We start from the raw sequence: 18767 nt of genomic DNA, 5'->3' as shown, positions 1-18767 counted from the left end.
TCCTTACAGGAATTATGAATAAGAAGACAGGCATCTTGTTAATAACATTAATAGTGCCTGTCTTTATCTTTTTAGGGCTAAAGACATTCGGTACCAATCATTATACCCTACCCCGTTTTATTCCAGCGATCGATTCTACGACCGGGGAAATCAAAATGGCCAAACGATTAAATCCCCGCTGGAACGAATCCGAACTCGATACGGTATTTCAAACGATTCCAGCTTTCCAACTGACCGACGAAAACGGCAAGGTATTTTCTTCCAAAGCATTACAAGGCAAAATTTATGTTGCCAATTTCTTCTTTACCCGTTGCGGAACCATTTGCCCTAAAATCACTTCGCAGGTTAGTCGGGCTACAGATACCTTCAACCAAGATAAAGACGTTCATTTTATTTCCATTTCGGTCGATCCGAACTACGATGAGCCTGCAAAGCTTTCGGCATACGCGAAACGCTTCGAGGCCGATTCGACACGTTGGACATTTTTAACCGGAGCGAAAAAAGAAATCTATCCATTAATTTTAAAAGGCTTCCATGTACCACTGGCAGATGCTTCGGAATATGATGCGGCGATTAAGAATCCCGACGAAACATTTATTCACTCTGAGCGTTTAGTATTGGTAGATAAATCAGGCGTCATTCGTGGATTCTACGATGGTACGGATAAGAAAGAAGTGGACCGTTTGATTATGGAAATCAAAGTTTTAAAAAGCATTTATACGACAGAATAGCAGATGTTAACATTAACCAAGTCCCCGAAAAATAATTTGATCATCAATGTGATCTCCATTGCGATACCTTTAGCCGTTGCGGGCTTGTTATCCTTGCCAAGTAAATTACCCTTGGGCGATTGGACAAAGGTTCTTCCCCATTTAATCGGAATTATCAACAGTACGACCGCGTTGAGTTTAATTATTGGATTAATCGCTGTGAAGAAAAAGAACATTGAGGGACATCGCAAAGCCATGGGTGCTGCGGTATTACAAGGTGCTATATTCCTTATCTTATATATTTTGTACCACGTAGCCAACGAATCCACCAAATTTGGAGGCGAAGGAATAATCAAAAGCATTTATTTTTTCTTACTTGCTTCGCACATTATCTTGTCCATCGGAGTTGTTCGTCTCGTGTTGATGGCTTTATACCATGCCTTGACAGGTGATATAGCTGCCCATAAGAAAACGGTTAAATGGGCTTATCCGATTTGGTTATATGTTTCAATTTCGGGTGTAATTGTTTACCTCATGATTTCCCCTTACTATGTATAAGCGTATATTTTTCATCGTTTGCTTATTATTGTTCATCCAACTGGATGTCGATGCACAATGTGCGATGTGTCGGACGACAGTAGAAAGTACCGTTTCCAATGGTCGCTCGAATATCGCAACAGGCTTGAACACGGGTATCTTGTACTTATTGACAGCACCTTATTTGTTAGTGGGTGGCATTGCTTGGCTTTGGTTCAAACAAAGCAAACAGGAGCAAAAGGAGCGCATTGCCAAATGGCAATTACGTCAACGCGTTTCTCAATTGATGGGAAAGGCTAATTAATCCCAAATCGGATACTGCGTCAGCTTGATTGTTTCTCCGAAGAAAATCTGCGTCGATTTTTCAAAAGAGTCCGTGTAATCCGACACAAAGAATTGTCGGGAAGCTTTCGATTGCGAATCAACCAATAAATCTTGCTTCGCTAAAAGCTGTTTAATGGCTGCCGCAACGATCAAAGAAGTATCTATCACAGGAATTTTCCCTTGGAAATACGCATCTATCTGTTTCTTAATCAAGGGGTAATGGGTACATCCCAGAATCAGGCCTTCGATATTGGCTAAATTCTCATGCGCCAAATACTCCTTAATGATTTGTTCCGAGATGTTATTATTGAAAAACCCTTCTTCAATCATGGGGGCCAACAAAGGAGTTGCGAGCGATTTGATATGGATATTTTTTCCAAGCGCTTCGGCTTTGGTCGCGTAGATACCTGAGTTGACCGTTTGTTTTGTCCCGATGAGACCAATTGTTTTCCCTTCCCAGTTTTGGTCTAAATAATCAATGACTGGATCGATGACATTGACAACGATGGCCTTGGTTCCTACATAGGTTTTTACCAAATCATAAGCAGCAGCGGAAGCAGAATTACAGGCTATGAGAATTAATTTGCAATTCTTTTCCATCAAGAAATTACAGATCTTTAAGGAATATGCTTGTATGGCAGTGGAAGATTTATCCCCGTAAGGTAAATGCGCGGTATCGCCAAAATAGACGATATTCTCATGGGGCATCACTTCGGTGATGGCATGCGCGAGCGTTAATCCGCCGATTCCACTATCAAAAATCCCAATGGGTGCTGCGTTTGGCATATGATTCTAATTGGATGTAAAGAACGGAATTTTGGGATTCTTTTCAAACCCACGCAACCATTTTGACTTTTTAACCATCTTTACGTACAATTAACATTTTGTCAACTTTGCATAAACATTTACCCTCCGAAAACCTTGAGCTATCATTGGTGCAGGCCTGCAAAAAACAGGACCGCAAGGGGCAACATGCGACATTTAATCGCTACTCGGGGAAAATGATGGCCGTATGTCGAAGGTATTTAGGCAACGGGCCAGATGCAGAAGATACATTGATGGAAAGTTTCATGAAAGTGTTTTCAAAAGTGGAAACCTTTAATGAATCTGGCAGTTTTGAAGGGTGGATTCGTCGGATTGTGGTGAATGAGTGTTTGATGAAAATTCGAAAACAAGGGGATGTATTCACCAAGAACATTGAAGAAGCTTGGGATGTGGGAGAACCAGCAGATGCGTTGATGCACTTGAGAACAGCGGAAATCGAAGCCATCATTGCTGAATTACCCCCGGGCTACAGAACCATATTTAATTTGTACGCGATAGAGGGATACAGCCACGATGAGATCGCCACGTTATTAGCTATCTCTTCGGGAACATCAAAATCACAGTTATCAAGAGCTCGGACAATGATCCAGCAAAAAATAAAATTAATTGAATCATGAAAAAGCCAAATAATACTTCTTGGGAAGCGCTTGAAAAAGCTTGGCAAAAGCAAATTCAAGCACATGAATCAGAGGTTCCCGCGAATATGTGGGAGCGAATGGAAAAACAGTTAGACGAAAAACGTGTACGGCCAATATGGTTGCGCATGAATACGTGGGTGTGGTCGGCAGCGGCAGTTATCGCCATTTTGATTGGCTTGAACTGGGAAAGCAGCGTTGATTCTGCTAAAACTGGGCCAAGCGTAACGCAAGTTGAAAATAAGCAACCCAATCAAGCTACCCCCGATGAGATGCCGGTTTTAGCTACCCAAAAGGCTGCCCCTGAAGTAATAATCAAAGAACAAAAGCATAGGGAGCCCGAACAAGTTTATACGCCATCCGTTGAACCTGGAATTATACTCAATGACCAACAACCCGTGATAGCGAAGGTAGATCCCAAACCAGAAGCTGAAGAGGAAATTTGGGTTCGGGTAGACATTGATCCGATCGAAAGTCCAAAACCTTTATCGGTAGCTCAGCTTGATGCAACGCCTATAAAAAAGAGAAAAGGCCTACTGGGTCGTTTGATTAAACAAGTGAAGCAAGTTGTAGCTGGCGAGGAATTAGACTGGCAGCAATTGAAAGAAGGAAATCGGCCATTGGAAGATGGCATTCACCAGGTAGCGAATACCTATTATCGTGCAGAACAAACCGTTAAACAAACATTTCAAATACAATGAGAGCATTATTAATCATCATCCTATTCGGATTGACACAACAGCTTTGGGCAAATAATAATCCAGACAGCTTATTATTAAAAATTGACAAGCGAAACCAAACTATTATTGGCGGGAATCAAGACAAAAACAAAAGTCTTCGGGAGGAATTGGAGAAGGTCTTTCAAAGCAAGGGCTTAGTACTTTCGGATAGTTTATGGCAAGTTGTACGCGGTGTGATTCGAACGAATACGGAAGGAGATAGCAGTTTGTCCGTTCAAATTGGGAATAGCAAAGTCAAAATAGGCGTTATCAAATCGGGCGCTACCTATACGGGGCCAGAAAAAACGTTCAAAATGACCTATCCGAATGATGGAGAAAAGCGGATCAACATTAAAAATGATAGCTTGGGCAAAGCGCTTGTTATTCACAGTGATGGGAAAGAAGAAGTGCGCGTAGGCTGGAATGGCATTCACGTGAAAGATGGGAAGGAAGAGGTGCACGTGGATTGGAATGGGGTACAGGTCAAAGAGGCGAATGGCGAAGAGACCAAAGTAATTTGGGGCAGAGACTCTACTAAAGTAAATTCTAAAGAGAAGCAATTAAACCTATACCAACGAAAAGGCTTCAACGTTTACATTGGACTCAATGGGCTTTCTGGGAAAATGCCTGAAAATGTAATTGCTATATATCCTAGCCCATACCTATCATCGGATTCAGAACTTAAGCCTTTAGGGTCAAGATTTGTTAGTCTCGATTTTACCCATTCCGCAACGATTTCACGAGGCAAGAAAAGTGCATTTCGTGTGGGATATGGATTTTCATTTGATTGGTATAATTTCATGTTTGATCACAATCGTGTGGTTACGAAAACGGGTGGATCGACTATCTTTCAACCTTTACTAGACGCACAAGGCAATGAAATTCAATTTAGCAAAAATAAACTCACGGTATCTTATATTACATTACCCATTATGCCGCATTTCGCATTTAGCAAGCAGTCGGCAGTTCGTATGATCGGATTAGGAGGCTATGTGAGTTATCGCTTGGATAGCTGGACAAAAACCATAGAGGAAAAGAACGAAAACCTAGCCCGAATTGGTTCGAATTTCAATCTGAATCAAGTACGCTATGGAGTAAAGGCCGAAATTGCATTACGTCATGTGGGAGAATTGTTCTTTAATTATGATTTATCTCCTCTGTTTCAAAAGAATTTAGGCCCACAATTAACGGCATTTAGCTTCGGAATTAAACTTTAATAAAAAATTATCACATTTTTTTTGGCGAGAGCTTTGTGGAAATCAAAAAAGGAGCTACTTTTGCGAACTATTTCAGCAAAACGTTTCGCTGAAACAAAATGAAGGGGATATACCAGAGCGGCCAAATGGGGCAGACTGTAAATCTGCTGGTGAATGCCTACGGTGGTTCGAATCCATCTGTCCCCACATTTATTTATTGAATTTAGATTCTTTTTACAGGAGAATCTAGCCAGCGGGAGTAGCTCATTTGGTAGAGCGATAGCCTTCCAAGCTATAGGTGGCGGGTTCGAGCCCCGTCTCCCGCTCAGAATAAAATGTTACTTAGGTGAAAACCGCCTGAGTAATATTTTTATTTGTGGTGAGTCTAACGAGACGAACCGAGATGGCCGCAAGGTTTTGCCTTTGTAGCTCAGTGGTAGAGCACTTCCTTGGTAAGGAAGAGGTCGGCAGTTCAATCCTGCTCAAAGGCTCTAGGCATGAAGCAAGGCCGAATTTGAATAAGTACAATTTGAAATTTTTTATAACTTAATTAAGAACTAAATAATCATGGCAAAAGAGAATTTTGACCGAAGTAAACCCCACGTTAACATTGGTACAATTGGCCACGTTGACCACGGTAAAACAACTTTAACAGCTGCTATCACTAAAGTTCTTTCTGAAAAAGGTCTTGCTGAGAAGAAAGATTTCTCTTCCATTGACTCTGCTCCAGAAGAAAAAGAGCGTGGTATCACGATTAACACGGCTCACGTAGAGTACGCTACAGCTAACCGTCACTATGCACACGTTGACTGTCCAGGTCACGCGGATTACGTGAAGAACATGGTTACTGGTGCTGCTCAGATGGACGGTGCTATCTTGGTAGTTGCTGCAACTGACGGACCAATGCCACAAACACGTGAGCACATCCTTTTGGCTCGCCAAGTAGGTGTACCTCAATTGGTTGTATTCATGAACAAAGTGGATATGGTTGATGATCCAGAATTATTAGAATTAGTTGAAATGGAGATCCGTGAGCTTCTTTCATTCTACGAATTCGATGGCGATAACATTCCAGTAATCCAAGGATCTGCTTTAGGTGGATTGAACGGAGATGCTAAATGGGTAGCTACAATCGAAGCATTAATGGATGCAGTAGATTCTTGGATTCCACTTCCAAAGCGTGATGTTGATAAGGCATTCTTGATGCCAGTTGAAGACGTATTCTCGATCACAGGTCGTGGTACAGTAGCAACAGGTAAAATCGAGACTGGTGTTATTAACTCAGGTGAGGCAGTTGATATCTTAGGTATGGGAGCTGAAAACTTGAAATCAGTAGTAACTGGTGTTGAGATGTTCCGTAAGATCTTAGATCGTGGTGAAGCTGGTGATAACGTAGGTTTATTGTTACGTGGTATTGAGAAAACTGATATCCGTCGTGGTATGGTAATCTGTAAGCCAGGTTCAGTGAAGCCTCACACTAAATTCAAAGCTGAGGTTTATATCTTGTCAAAAGAAGAAGGTGGACGTCACACTCCATTCTTTAACAAATACCGTCCACAATTCTACTTCCGTACGACAGACGTAACAGGTGAAATTACTTTACCTGCAGGAGTTGAAATGTGTATGCCTGGTGATAACTTAACAATTGATGTTACGTTATTGAACGCAGTAGCTATGGACAAAGGGTTACGTTTCGCGATTCGTGAAGGTGGCCGTACAGTAGGTGCTGGTCAGGTAACTGAAATCTTAGACTAATTTTAATTAGCCTATACGGGAAAGAGCGGTCAATGACCGCTCTTTTTTTTTGTATACTTGTGAGAAGCCTGGGCGTGTCCTTCAGCTTTGGCAATCCTTTCAGGTTTGCCAAAGCTAACGCCTGAGGCTTGAACGATTTTAACCTCGAACATATTATCACATGAAAAAGTTATTTCTATTATTATCAGTTCTCTTATATTCCATTTCGGCATTTAGCCAGGAATATTATGAAATCAGAACCTATCAAATGAAGTTCCGAGGGAATACGGGGATTTTGGAAAACTATTTATCCAAGGCATTAATACCAGCGTTAAACAAATACGGAGTCAATAAAATTGGCGTCTTCAAAGATTTAGGCAAGCCCGAACCGGCCATTATCGTTGTTGCGATCCCATTTGCATCCCTCGAAGCCTATGCCGGATACAAGGATGCCTTACTCAAAGATGCCAATTACCAAGAAACGGCGAAGCCTTATTTTGAATATGTCGGATTAGAAAAGCCCATGTTTGAGAAAATTAGCACGTATTTGGCGAAAGGCTTTTCGGGTCATCCGACCATGAAATTACCCGTAACAAATCCAGGCAGAATATACGAATGGCGTACCTATGAGGCCTATAATGAAGACGCGCTGCGCAGAAAAGTGGCCATGTTTAACGATGATGAATTGAAAATCTTCGACAAAGTAGGTTTACATAATGTATTCTTTGGCGAGGCATTAGCCGGCGAAAATACGCCATGCCTCACATACATGGTTGCTTTTGAAAGCATGGCGGAGCGTGATGCGAATTGGGCCAAATTTAGTGCTGATGCAGATTGGAAACGCATTGTTAATGATCCCCGATATGTCAATAGCCATTCGAGAACGGTCCGTCGGTTTCTAGAACCTACAAGCTATTCGCAATGGTAAAAAATCAATAAAACGATGAGAGGTTTGTTAATTAGGTTTTTTTATCTAAATTTGCAATCCTTTCTACGGGCATAGTATAATGGTAGTATGCAGGTCTCCAAAACCTTTGGTCAGGGTTCGAATCCTTGTGCCCGTGCAATGAAATTAACAAAAACCGATAATCGGTAAATTATGAGCAGTTTTACATCATTGATTAAAGAATCTTGGGTAGAAGTAACGGAGAACGTTACATGGCCTAAATTCACAGACTTGCAATCAAGTTCTGTTTTAGTTTTAGTTGCCTCATTGATTTTTGCCTTATTGGTAGGAGTCGTAGATTTGGCGTTTAAATCTGGATTGGATTTATTCTATAGTTCATTTTAATAAGGCTAACCCAATCCTAAAAAAGCAATTTCCATGGCAGAGACTAAATGGTACGTATTGAGAGCAATCTCAGGGCAGGAAAAAAAGGTGAAAACCTATATGGAAAATGAGCTTGCACGCCAAGGTGTGTCAGATTCTGTTCCACAAATTCTAATCCCGACTGAAAAGATTTACGAAATCCGTAAAGGCAAAAAAGTTATTCGTGAGAAAAACTTGTTTCCAGGGTATATCATGGTGGAAGCTGACTTAGCTGGAGAGGTAAGTCACATTTTAACTTCTACTCCAGGTGTAATCGGCTTTTTACAGGCAAACAATGAGGAGGTTGAAGTCACAAAGGTCGAAGGCGGAAAAGTAAAAAAGACGAAAGTAATCGTTAAAAAACCTGTGCCGATGAGCCAAAGCGAAGTAAATCGTATTTTAGGTAAGGTAGATGAAGCTGCGGCGGTTGAAGAATATGCATCAATCAGCTTCATTAAAGGAGAAACAGTTCGCGTAATCGATGGACCATTTGCTTCCTTTGAAGGTACTGTTGAAGAGATTCACGAGAATAGTAAAAAATTATCTGTTATGGTTAAGATTTTTGGCCGTAACACACCATTGGAATTAAACTACTCACAAGTAGAGAAATAATATCGCTAGTTACTAGTAAAAGCCTTGGGAACCCAAGGCTTTTTTTTTGACAGAATAAACTTGGTGCATGAACAACCGAATTAGACTTATTTCATACCTTATTGGGCTGAATGAAGCTATTCAATTCTACCCTAAATTAAAGCGATTTTACAAACAGGCTTTACCCGAAACCCCGCGTATTTTTGACGTGGGAGCAAACAAAGGGCAATCGGCAGATTTCTTTCTTTCCATTCGTCCCAATGCCCAAATTACCTCTTTCGAACCCAATCCGAGTCTATTTCAATTATTGACACATAAATACGCAGGCCAGGCAAACATCCGCTTGGTTAATAAAGGCGTATCGCATGCGAAACAGGTCCTTACTTTTTACATCAATAAATTAGACTTAACCTCATCTTTTGAAGCTTTAAATCCGGATAGCAAATATTTGGCCAAGAAGGCACAGGTACTAGGTGTTAAGCCTACGGAAATCATTAGCGACACGCTGCAAATCGAAACAATTTGCCTGCGTGATTACATTCAGGAACAGAAGATCACACATATCGATGTCCTCAAGATTGACACGGAGGGGCATGAATTAAAATGCCTTAAAGGGCTATTCCCAATTGAGGGTTGCCATATTGACCGGATTCAACTTGAAAATCATCAAGATGACATGTATCAAAATTTAGACTCTTTTGAAACCATTCAAGCCTTATTGCAAGCAAATGGCTATGAGGTTGAAAGAACGATCAAGCATGGATTTGGGAATTTCTATGAGATGATTTTCAAAAAAGCCTAAGATCAATTAAAATTCTTCTCGCAGACACTTGCATTCTAATTATTTTCCCTTAATTTTGCAGTCCGTTTAAAAAGCGGCATTATGTCATTTGAAAATTTCAAAGGCAGAATGGGCCGGAATGTATTGTTACACAGGAAGGTCACCCGGAGGGGATTCAGATAAGGAAGCTTCCACCCTTATTGGCAGAAAAACCTCTAATTTCACTAAATAAACGATGTTTTAACATGGCAAAAGAAATAGCTGGTTACGTTAAGCTTCAATGCAAAGGTGGCCAAGCCAATCCTTCACCACCCATCGGTCCTGCATTAGGTTCGAAAGGATTAAATATCATGGAGTTCTGCAAGCAGTTTAATGCGCGTACTCAAGATAAAAACGGCGTAGTATTGCCGGTCCTAATTACTTATTACGCAGACAAATCGTTTGATTTCGTTGTAAAAACTCCTCCAGCACCAATTTTGTTATTGGACGCTGCGAAAGTTAAATCCGGTTCGGCTCAACCTAACTTGAAAAAAGTAGGTTCAGTAACTTGGGATCAAGTTCGCGTTATCGCGGAAACGAAGATGCCAGATTTGAACTGTTTTACAATTGAAGCGGCAATGAGTATGATTGCTGGAACGGCAAGATCAATGGGTATTACTGTTTCTGGTGATAAACCGTTCTGATTTAACCATCAGAAATAAACATTTTAATTAAAAGGTAATGGCAAAACTTACGAAGAAAAAAAAGGAAGCCCTATCAAAATACGATGCGACGCAAGCGTATACGCTTGATCAAGCAGCCGCATTATTGAAGGAAATTTCCTATACAAAATTCGATGCCTCTGTGGACATTGATGTTCGCTTAGGCGTAGACCCCCGCAAAGCGGACCAAATGGTTCGTGGTGTGGTTGCCCTACCTCATGGAACTGGTAAAGACGTACGTGTACTCGTATTGTGTTCTCCAGATAAAGTAGAGGAAGCAAAAGCAGCCGGTGCTGATCACGTAGGATTGGATGATTACATTGCAAAAATCGAGAGCGGTTGGACCGATATCGACGTAATCATTACAATGCCAACAGTGATGGCAAAATTAGGCCGTTTGGGACGTGTGTTAGGACCTCGCGGTCTGATGCCTAATCCAAAGTCTGGTACAGTAACTTTGGAAGTAGGAAATGCAGTAAAAGAAGTAAAAGCAGGTAAAATCGACTTTAAAGTTGACAAAACTGGTATCATCCATACCTCTATCGGTAAGGTTTCTTTTGATGCAAATAAAATTGCTGAAAATGCGCAAGAAGTTATCAACACTTTGTTGAAATTGAAGCCATCTTCTGCAAAGGGTACATATGTTAAATCGATCAACATATCTTCGACAATGTCTCCGGGCATCATCATTGATAAAGGATCTATAGCTGGATTGTAATCATGACAAGAGAAGAAAAAAATCAGATTATTGATGAGTTGAGCGAAAAGTTCGCGGCAACTCCGTACTTCTACATTGCAAGTACAGCCGGTTTAACAGTAGCCGAAGCAACGGAATTCCGTCGTATGTGTTTTGCGAAAGGTTTAGAGTATAAAATCTTCAAAAACACATTAATCGCGAAAGCCTTAGCTAAAACAGGTAACGATTATACTCCATTTGATGCTGAAGTTTTGACTGGCATGTCAGGTGTTATCTTCTCTCCAGAAGATGCTAAAGTACCGGCTAAGTTGATCAAAGAATTCAAAAAAGCAGCTGGAAAAGATAAAATCACATTCAAAGGTGCTTCCATCGAAGGTGGCTTGTACATTGGCGAAGGTCAATTAACAGCCCTAGAGAACATCAAGTCGAAAAACGAGATGATTGGAGAAGTTATTGGCTTATTGCAATCGCCTGCTAAAAATGTTGTTTCAGCATTACTTAGCGGTGAGAAGAAATTGGCTGGTCTCGTTAAGACTTTGTCTGAGCGTCCTGAATAATTTTAACACGTTTAATCGGAGCTTAGCTCCAACAAATAATTAATTCTTAACAATTAAATTTTCAAACAATGGCAGATTTAAAAGCGTTCGCTGAGCAATTAGTGAACTTAACTGTAAAAGAAGTAAATGAATTAGCTACTATCCTTAAGGATGAGTACGGTATCGAACCAGCTGCTGCTGGTGCTGTTATGGTTGCAGGTCCTGCAGCTGGTGGCGCTGACGGTGGTGAGGCTGCTGCTGAGAAATCATCTTTCGATGTAATCTTGAAATCAGCTGGTCCTAACAAATTAGCGATCGTTAAATTAGTGAAAGACTTAACTGGTTTAGGTTTGAAAGAAGCTAAAGACGTAGTAGATGCTGCTCCAAAAGCAGTTAAAGAAGGTGTATCTAAAGACGAAGCTGAAGGTTTGAAAAAATCTTTAGAAGAAGCTGGTGCTGAAGTTGAATTGAAATAATTCAATTACCTGATTATTCAAAAAAGGGGATGGCAACATTCCCTTTTTTTTGGTTTATTTGAAAGCTGAATACAAACAAACATGCGCGATATTATCCAACTCCTCCCCGATGCCATAGCCAATCAAATTGCGGCAGGAGAAGTCGTGCAAAGACCTGCCTCTGTCGTCAAAGAACTCATGGAGAATGCGATTGACGCCGGTGCTACTTCTATTCAGCTGATTATCAAAGATGCCGGTAAAGGCATCGTTCAAGTCATCGATGACGGCTGTGGCATGTCGGAAACCGATGCACGCATGTGCTTTGAACGCCATGCTACCTCTAAAATTCGCCGAGCAGAAGATTTATTCAGCATTAAAACCATGGGCTTTCGTGGTGAAGCCATGGCTTCCATCGCCTCCGTTGCACAAGTTGAATTAAAAACTCGGCGTGCCGATGATGAATTAGGCACTTGCATCAAAATTGATGGCTCCGTTTTAAAGAGCCAAGAAAGTATTCAAGCTCCTCAAGGAACTTCCATTGCTGTCAAAAACCTATTTTATAATATCCCCGCAAGAAGGAATTTTCTTAAGTCCAATCCCGTTGAAATTCGCCACATACTCGATGAATTCCAACGCATCGCTTTGGCACATCCCGAGATTAAATTTTCCTTCATTCAAAACGAGCAAGAAACCTATTCCCTGCCGCCTGAAAAATTAGGCAAGCGGATTGTCGATCTTTTTGGCAAAACCTACCGGGAGCAATTAGCGGCTTGTGAAGAAAATACGAGTTACGTATCCATTAAAGGCTATGTGGGAAAACCCGAACATGCTAAAAAAACACGAGGCGAACAGTTCTTCTTTGTGAATGATCGCTTCATTAAAAACGCCTACCTCAACCACGCAGTCATGAGCGCTTACGAGCGCCTATTGCCCGATGGGGCCTTCCCCTTCTATGTTTTGTTTCTAAGCATCGATCCGGCGCACATTGACATCAATGTTCACCCAACGAAAACAGAGATCAAATTCGAAGACGAAAGGTCCATTTACGCCATTATTCAATCCGCCGTTCGGAAGACTTTAAGTATTCATAACTTAATTCCTTCCTTGGACTTTGATAGCAATGTTAATTTTCATTCGCCTCAACCAAGCAGCCCACGCCAAGAACCACACTCGGCTTACAGCGATTCAAGCTACAAACCGAAACCCGTTCAAGACGCATGGAAGAAATTATACGAAGGATTGCAGAATAACATTGACGCGTTTGAACAACAAGCCCCTCAAACGCAATCTGCCCTTTTTCCTTCTGCCATGAACGAATTTAAAACCGTTCAGAGCAAAGCAAATGATCGCCCTGAATTAAGTAGTTCGCAATCCAATTTTCAGTCGATTCAGATCCTGAATAAATTTATCGTGCTCAGTATCTCCAGTGGATTATTGTTAATCGACCAAAAACGTGCTTATCAGCGCGTTCTTTACGATCAATTCATGGATAATTTGCAGCGCAAAAATGGGGCATCCCAGCAGTTACTTTTCCCTAAGTTCCTAGATATTAATCCAGCGGATCAGCTTCTATTAAGCGAAATCAGTCATGAAATCAATGACCTAGGATTTAGATTACAGAAAAATTCAACTGGTCAAATTGAAATCCTAGGTGTTCCATCGGAAATTGGGGATGAGGATGGCCAAGCGCTATTAGAAGGTATATTGGAGCAGTTAAAACATGCCTCAAGTGACCTAAGTGCGCATCGGGCTGAAAAGATTGCACAAACGATGGCCAACCGGTCAGCGGCCCGTTTTCATCAAAAAAGATTAAATGAGTTGGAGATTAATGCGCTAATTGAACAACTATTTGCGAGTACAAATCCAAACTCTTCTCCTAATGGCGAAGCCATTAGCCAAGTATTAAACGAAGAGTCTTTAATTCAATTACTTCGCTAGTTCAACCGCACGATCACGTGCTGCGAAAATACCTTGTTGTAAGCCTTCTCCCACTTGCTTTTCAGCAAAAGTCTTCAATGCAGCCTCTGTCGTTCCACCTTTAGAAGCAACAGCTTGAATCAATTCATCCAACGACTTATCACTGGTTTGCATTAAGTGATAAGATCCTAGCATCGTTTGCTTAACTAATAAAGCAGACATCGCTGGATCAAAGCCCATGGCAATCCCTGCATCTATCATCGATTTAATTAAATAGAAGAAATACGCAGGCCCACTTCCACTCAATCCAGTCACGGCATCAATAAGCGCCTCATCTTCTAAAAATACGGCTCGGCCTGTGGAATTAATCAAGTTTTCCACTTTCCGGATATCCGCTAAACCTACCGCAGCGGCAGCGGCAAAAGCAGTCATTCCCATGCCTAACAACGCAGGCGTATTGGGCATCGCACGTACAATCAAATCATGTTGCAGGGAAGTCTGCAACTTAGCAATCGGAATACCGGCCATGATCGATAACACCATTTGATGAGGTAATAATAAGCTAGCCAATTCACTTGCCACACTGGGATAATCTTGCGGTTTTACGGATAAAATAACCAAATCTACTCCCGAAATTTTATCTGATATTGTATCTACGACAAGCCCCGCTTTCTGTTCTTGTAACACAGCACCACGTTCTTGATTCTTTTCAATCAACAATAAATCTTCCTTTTGAACTAAATTGTACTGAATAAATGAATTGGCAAAAGCCATACCCATATTTCCACATCCAATGATTGCGATTTTCATAACGCTATTTGGTAAAAAGGTTTGCTAAATATTGATTCAATGAATCTCCTCGAAGCCCTTTGGCGATAATCTTGCCTTGCGGATCCAATAAAAAAGTCATCGGAATCGAAGAAACTTGATAGGCCTGAGCCGCTACAGAATTCCAATATTGTAAATCGGACACGTGAGGCCAGGTTAATTGATCTTTGGCAATGGCATTAGTCCATGCAGCTTTATCTTGATCAAGACTTACCCCAAAAATTTCGAATCCTTTGTCTTTATAAGCGGCATAGGTTTTAATGACATTGGGGTTTTCGCGCCGACAAGGGCCGCACCAGCTTGCCCAAAAGTCAATCAGTACATATTTTCCTCTTAAATCAGATAAGCGCATGATTGGTCCCGCAGGAGTAGGCAAAGCAATTTCTGGGGCTTCAGAACCGACGGAAACACCTTTCAGTCGCTTTAAATTTTCCAGAAAAGGTTTCACTTGGGGATGATTGGGTCTTGCTTTGCGAAAGCGCTCACCGATTTCCTCTAATAAGGCTAGCTCTTTATCCGCTGGTAAAAAATTAGTCGCCCACAAGGCCACTAAATGCGTACCCATTGAGGGAATTAATGCCTTAATTTTAGCAAATTGTTCTTGTTGGGCCGCATCAAATGCCTTCTGAATACGATCTTGCTCTCCCGGTTTATCTTGTAATTCCTTCGTCCAGGCCTCAACCTTCCCTTTTAGAACATCCGTCAGAGCAATTATTTGATTCATAAATACGATGTTGGCGGCATCGCTTTTGACTTGAGAAGTACCAGCCTTTTCAGGTGTGTTTCTACCGTCGGCTTGGACAAATACTTTTTCGCCGCCCTCAAGAATGACCAATACCTTTTGAGGATTAGGAACATCGAAAAAATTAATCAGATAAAAGCCCCCTTGATCGAGCACCTTTCCTTTAAAAATCACTTGATGATTCGCATCAGGAAGCAAAGAATCGATCTTTACCGCTTGACCGCGGCCATTGATCCATTCCAAATAAATTTTCCGCTGCGCCGCTACTTGATTAGCACGGACAGTCAGTACAAAATCTTGCGCTTTGCCAAGAAATGAACTAGCTAACAACCAGCACAGCAGGATCTTCTTCATTACTTAAGTTGTTGGAGTGCTTCGCTGACTAATTGATTCACTCGTTTGGGATCAGCAGTTCCTTTCGAACGCTTCATCACTTCTCCAATGAATAGTGCGATGAGTCCTTTTTTCCCTTGATGATATTCCTTGATTTTATCTGGATATGCGGCAAGTGCGGCTTCAACAAAGGCGGGCAATTCGTCTTTGGTATCTTGATTCAACCAACCTTGTTCTTCGATGATTTGGTTAGGTTCCTTGGCTGGAGAAGCTAAACAAAGCTCGAATAACTGGTGTACTGCCAAATTGTGTGTGATGATTCCTTTTTCGACCAAATCCACTATTTCAGCCAAATGTTTGGCATCCATTTCAAAATCAGCAATTGATAATCCCTTATCATTTAGATGGGATTTCACTGGGCCCATTAGCCAATTTGCGACAGCTTTATATGCCTGAGTATGTGAAGTTACAGCTTCGAAATACAAAGCCATTTCACGCGTTTCAGCTAAGAAATGAGCGTCATAAGCAGGTAATTGATATTGCTCAATAAATTTATTTTCTTGTTCCCAAGGTAAAGTTGGCATCAATTCACGGATCTCAGCTAACCATTTCTCTGAAATTTCAAGAGGTGCCAAATCAGGCTCAGGGAAATAGCGATAGTCATTCATGGTTTCTTTCACCCGCATGCTATGCGTTTTTCCTGTATGTGCATCAAAAGTCCGCGTTTCTTGCATGAGTTGTTCACCCTTCAACAAAGCCTCTTCTTGTCGGCGGCATTCATATTCGATTGCTCGTTGAATATTCCGTAAAGAGTTCATGTTTTTAATCTCCACTTTCGTTCCTAAGGTAAAAGTACCTTTGGGCCGCAAAGAAATGTTCACATCGGCGCGAAGTGAGCCTTCTTCCATATTTCCGTCGCAAATACCTAAATAGCGAACTAATTTACGCACTTCAGACACCATGGCGAAAGCTTCTTCCGCAGAGTGAATGGCAGGTTCAGTCACCATTTCAATTAAGGGTGTACCGGCGCGGTTGTAGTCAATAAAGCTAAAGGGATTATCGCCTTCGTGTAAAGACTTTCCCGCATCTTCCTCCAGGTGAATATGATGAAAAGGCAATACTTTTAGTCCTTCGGCTAAATGAACTTGAATAGAACCACCAATACAGATAGGTGTTTTATCTTGTGTAATTTGATAGCCCTTTGGAAGATCAGGATAGAAATAATTTTTTCGATCAAAATTTTGCCAACGGGCGATTTCGGAACCTAAGGCAAAGCCCATTTTTATAGCAAACTCAACTGCTTTTTTATTCAAATGCGGCAGAGTTCCGGGATGACCGAGGGTAATGGGCGAAATAAGTGTATTCGCATCCTGACCAAAACGAACCGGATCACTAGCAAAAATTTTAGAATCCGTTTGTAATTGGGCATGTATTTCAAGGCCAATTACCGGTTCAAAGGTCGAAGAATGAAAAGTACTCACGAATTTATAGGCTAATACTAGGTAAAACTCAGTAAAGATAAAAAAACCTAGGCGAAAAATACCCTTAAGATGCTTTCATTTTACACGTACAGGCAGTTTTATGTTTGTAATTAACCCAATAGGCATAGGCCACGGATCCACCTAAAAGTACGCCAAAAATCCAATTATAGGATGAACTACCCCAACTAACTTCTAAAACCTTTAAAGCTAAAGCAAGGGCTAAAAAATAAAGTGGCTTAAGACGTTTATGTTTCTGATAATCGAGGATTAAAATGTAGGCTGCTAAGCCAAAGCTTGAAAGTACTAACAACCATTCAATTTTAGCAGAAAATGCTAGACTACCTAAGATATAAGGTGCAAAAAAAACAACAAAAGGCATTGTCAGGCAATGAATAGCACAAAGGAAAGAAAGAAAAAGTCCTAACCTTTCCATGGGAATCATTTGTTTGACACGCTTATATTTAGACATAAAGCTAATTATTTAATAGATATATTAAACTCAATGTCCACATCCGTACTACCGGGTTCTTCTTGTCCGTTTTTAACAACTTGGCCATTTACAGGTGGCTGATGTTTCAATAACACGCGCATCTTGCCATTGCCTTTGGAACCTGTTTTAACATCCCCACGTAAACCAAGCGCTAGACCTTTAGAATCTCGGTCTTTAATACTTAGTTTTAGCAATGAGGCAGGGAGGATTTTATATACAAATAAATGCACGTCGGCTTCTTCTACAATTGATTTTGTTATATCAACACGAGGAGTCTTCGTTTCATCAAATAGCTGAACCTGTAAGTCATATTTTGTGTCATCATCTAAAACAATGGGATCTAGACGATCAACAACCCCATCACCCTCTGTATCCTTCCAATAAAAAGCTAAAGGGATCGAACTATCTTCATCTTCCTGAGGGGTAAATACTAATTTAACCGTCGTGATTAATTCATTATCATCACTTGGCTCAATGTTGTCTCCATGAATACATGAAACAAAGATAAAGGCAGCTAAAATCCAGCAATACTTATACATAAATTGAATAAATAATACACAAATATAAACAAATATATGTTTTTGCAACAATGTTGCAAATAAAAAAATAATAGAATATTTACAAAAAATTACTATGAATAGCACGAGATGATGCGCGCACTTAACACATGGGTATGAGTTTATCATAAGAAATAATGTAGAACTAACAACGATGAGTTAGAAATGGAGAGGAAAGTGGGAAGAGTTAAGAACGAAGAGTGAAGAGTGAAAAACGTACAGCTCCTTCGGACTCCGGACTAAATCCCTCCGGACTTCTCGCCAGGTAAGAGTTAAGAACGAAGAGTGATGAGTGAAAAACGTACAGCTCCTCCGGACTCTCGACTAATTCCCTCCGGACTTCTCGCCAGGTAAGAGTGAAGAACGAAGAGTGAAGAGTGAAAAACGTACAGCTCCTTCGGACTCCGGACTAAATCCCTCCGGACTGAAGACTAGTGAGTAACCCCCTCCGGACTAATTCCCTCCGGACTGACCACAGACAACTGACGACTAGTGACTAGCGACTGATGCCTTTGGGCCAAAAAAAAAGACCCACACTTTTAGTGCAGGTCTTCTATAATAACTTGGAGCTTACTTACTTTCCCGGGTTTGATCCCAGTATCATCAGCGGTGCGGGGCTTAACTTCTCTGTTCGAGATGGGAAGAGGTGAACACCCGTCCTATCGGCTC

Annotated in this window: 22 protein-coding genes, 4 tRNA genes and 1 rRNA gene; 20 read left to right on the top strand and 7 right to left on the bottom strand. The window is 41.1% G+C overall.

Going from position 1 to position 18767, the window contains the following annotated elements:
- Nucleotides 1-14 precede the first annotated feature (14 nt).
- From V7S75_RS10105 to V7S75_RS10095, 3 genes are read left to right on the top strand one after another with little or no spacing between them, the layout of a single operon-like run.
- Entirely contained in the window at nucleotides 15-731 is a 717-nt protein-coding gene (locus tag V7S75_RS10105) for an SCO family protein (RefSeq protein ID WP_459513593.1), read from the top strand.
- 3 nt (nucleotides 732-734) lie between these two features.
- The gene (locus tag V7S75_RS10100; RefSeq protein WP_459513591.1) at nucleotides 735-1268 is read left to right on the top strand and encodes a DUF420 domain-containing protein; all 534 of its coding nucleotides are present in this window, start codon (nucleotides 735-737) and stop codon (nucleotides 1266-1268) included.
- Nucleotides 1261-1551 carry a hypothetical protein gene (locus V7S75_RS10095; protein ID WP_377976618.1) on the top strand — a complete coding sequence of 97 codons (291 nt, stop codon included), beginning with the start codon at nucleotides 1261-1263 and terminating at the stop codon, nucleotides 1549-1551. The genes V7S75_RS10100 and V7S75_RS10095 overlap by 8 nt, the downstream gene beginning before the upstream one ends.
- Here the strand turns inward: V7S75_RS10095 and murI are convergent.
- Entirely contained in the window at nucleotides 1548-2357 is an 810-nt protein-coding gene (gene murI, locus V7S75_RS10090) for a glutamate racemase (protein ID WP_459513589.1), read from the bottom strand. The genes V7S75_RS10095 and murI overlap by 4 nt on opposite strands.
- A gap of 149 nt (nucleotides 2358-2506) precedes the next feature.
- On the opposite strand from murI, the gene V7S75_RS10085 reads away from it, so the two are divergent.
- From V7S75_RS10085 to mutL, 17 genes are all read left to right on the top strand, one after another.
- Nucleotides 2507-3013 (top strand): RNA polymerase sigma factor, encoded by a 507-nt coding sequence (locus tag V7S75_RS10085; protein WP_459513587.1) that lies wholly within the window; start codon nucleotides 2507-2509, stop codon nucleotides 3011-3013.
- Entirely contained in the window at nucleotides 3010-3732 is a 723-nt protein-coding gene (locus tag V7S75_RS10080) for a hypothetical protein (RefSeq protein ID WP_459513585.1), read from the top strand. Before V7S75_RS10085 ends, V7S75_RS10080 begins: the two co-directional genes overlap by 4 nt.
- Nucleotides 3729-4967, top strand: coding sequence for an outer membrane beta-barrel protein (locus V7S75_RS10075; protein WP_459513583.1), 1239 nt, complete (start codon nucleotides 3729-3731; stop codon nucleotides 4965-4967). The genes V7S75_RS10080 and V7S75_RS10075 overlap by 4 nt, the downstream gene beginning before the upstream one ends.
- Nucleotides 4968-5070: 103 nt before the next feature.
- Nucleotides 5071-5153, top strand: a tRNA-Tyr gene (locus tag V7S75_RS10070).
- Nucleotides 5154-5199: 46 nt separating this feature from the next.
- Nucleotides 5200-5272, top strand: a tRNA-Gly gene (locus tag V7S75_RS10065).
- 93 nt (nucleotides 5273-5365) lie between these two features.
- A tRNA-Thr gene (locus V7S75_RS10060) sits at nucleotides 5366-5437 on the top strand.
- 76 nt (nucleotides 5438-5513) lie between these two features.
- On the top strand, nucleotides 5514-6701 hold the full coding sequence (gene tuf / locus V7S75_RS10055) for an elongation factor Tu (RefSeq protein WP_377976614.1): 1188 nt from the start codon (nucleotides 5514-5516) through the stop codon (nucleotides 6699-6701).
- 160 nt (nucleotides 6702-6861) lie between these two features.
- The gene (locus V7S75_RS10050) at nucleotides 6862-7608 is read left to right on the top strand and encodes an NIPSNAP family protein (RefSeq protein ID WP_459513581.1); all 747 of its coding nucleotides are present in this window, start codon (nucleotides 6862-6864) and stop codon (nucleotides 7606-7608) included.
- A 65-nt stretch (nucleotides 7609-7673) separates the two neighbouring features.
- Nucleotides 7674-7744: transfer RNA gene (locus V7S75_RS10045), tRNA-Trp, on the top strand.
- Between the two features lie 35 nt (nucleotides 7745-7779).
- Nucleotides 7780-7971, top strand: coding sequence for a preprotein translocase subunit SecE (gene secE / locus V7S75_RS10040; RefSeq protein WP_315577538.1), 192 nt, complete (start codon nucleotides 7780-7782; stop codon nucleotides 7969-7971).
- A gap of 33 nt (nucleotides 7972-8004) precedes the next feature.
- Entirely contained in the window at nucleotides 8005-8601 is a 597-nt protein-coding gene (nusG, locus tag V7S75_RS10035) for a transcription termination/antitermination protein NusG (RefSeq protein ID WP_459513579.1), read from the top strand.
- Nucleotides 8602-8668: 67 nt separating this feature from the next.
- Entirely contained in the window at nucleotides 8669-9382 is a 714-nt protein-coding gene (locus V7S75_RS10030; protein WP_459513577.1) for an FkbM family methyltransferase, read from the top strand.
- Nucleotides 9383-9606: 224 nt separating this feature from the next.
- Nucleotides 9607-10044, top strand: a complete 438-nt coding sequence (gene rplK, locus V7S75_RS10025) for a 50S ribosomal protein L11 (RefSeq protein ID WP_315577535.1) — start codon at nucleotides 9607-9609, stop codon at nucleotides 10042-10044.
- A 37-nt stretch (nucleotides 10045-10081) separates the two neighbouring features.
- Nucleotides 10082-10780, top strand: coding sequence for a 50S ribosomal protein L1 (rplA, locus tag V7S75_RS10020; protein WP_377976611.1), 699 nt, complete (start codon nucleotides 10082-10084; stop codon nucleotides 10778-10780).
- A gap of 2 nt (nucleotides 10781-10782) precedes the next feature.
- Nucleotides 10783-11316 carry a 50S ribosomal protein L10 gene (rplJ, locus tag V7S75_RS10015; RefSeq protein WP_459513576.1) on the top strand — a complete coding sequence of 178 codons (534 nt, stop codon included), beginning with the start codon at nucleotides 10783-10785 and terminating at the stop codon, nucleotides 11314-11316.
- A gap of 68 nt (nucleotides 11317-11384) precedes the next feature.
- A complete protein-coding gene (rplL, locus tag V7S75_RS10010) occupies nucleotides 11385-11771 on the top strand; it encodes a 50S ribosomal protein L7/L12 (RefSeq protein WP_377976610.1) in 387 nt (128 codons plus the stop codon).
- Nucleotides 11772-11852: 81 nt separating this feature from the next.
- On the top strand, nucleotides 11853-13688 hold the full coding sequence (gene mutL / locus V7S75_RS10005) for a DNA mismatch repair endonuclease MutL (protein WP_459513575.1): 1836 nt from the start codon (nucleotides 11853-11855) through the stop codon (nucleotides 13686-13688).
- Here the strand turns inward: mutL and proC are convergent.
- The 6 genes from proC to rrf form a co-directional block, all read right to left on the bottom strand.
- Nucleotides 13677-14477, bottom strand: coding sequence for a pyrroline-5-carboxylate reductase (gene proC, locus V7S75_RS10000; protein ID WP_459513573.1), 801 nt, complete (start codon nucleotides 14475-14477; stop codon nucleotides 13677-13679). The genes mutL and proC overlap by 12 nt on opposite strands.
- 4 nt (nucleotides 14478-14481) lie before the next feature.
- Entirely contained in the window at nucleotides 14482-15591 is a 1110-nt protein-coding gene (locus V7S75_RS09995; protein ID WP_459513572.1) for a peroxiredoxin family protein, read from the bottom strand.
- Nucleotides 15591-17051, bottom strand: a complete 1461-nt coding sequence (gatB, locus tag V7S75_RS09990) for an Asp-tRNA(Asn)/Glu-tRNA(Gln) amidotransferase subunit GatB (RefSeq protein ID WP_459513570.1) — start codon at nucleotides 17049-17051, stop codon at nucleotides 15591-15593. Before gatB ends, V7S75_RS09995 begins: the two co-directional genes overlap by 1 nt.
- Before the next feature lie 64 nt (nucleotides 17052-17115).
- Nucleotides 17116-17520 carry a MerC domain-containing protein gene (locus V7S75_RS09985; RefSeq protein ID WP_459513568.1) on the bottom strand — a complete coding sequence of 135 codons (405 nt, stop codon included), beginning with the start codon at nucleotides 17518-17520 and terminating at the stop codon, nucleotides 17116-17118.
- Between the two features lie 8 nt (nucleotides 17521-17528).
- Nucleotides 17529-18080: a hypothetical protein gene (locus V7S75_RS09980; RefSeq protein ID WP_459513566.1), complete on the bottom strand. Its 552-nt coding sequence runs from the start codon at nucleotides 18078-18080 to the stop codon at nucleotides 17529-17531.
- Between the two features lie 579 nt (nucleotides 18081-18659).
- Nucleotides 18660-18767 (bottom strand): 5S ribosomal RNA (rrf, locus tag V7S75_RS09975); the annotation flags it as partial.

It is taken from the genome of Aquirufa sp. TARAVU-A1A, assembly GCF_054558675.1.
This window is presented reverse-complemented; position numbering and strand designations above follow the sequence as displayed.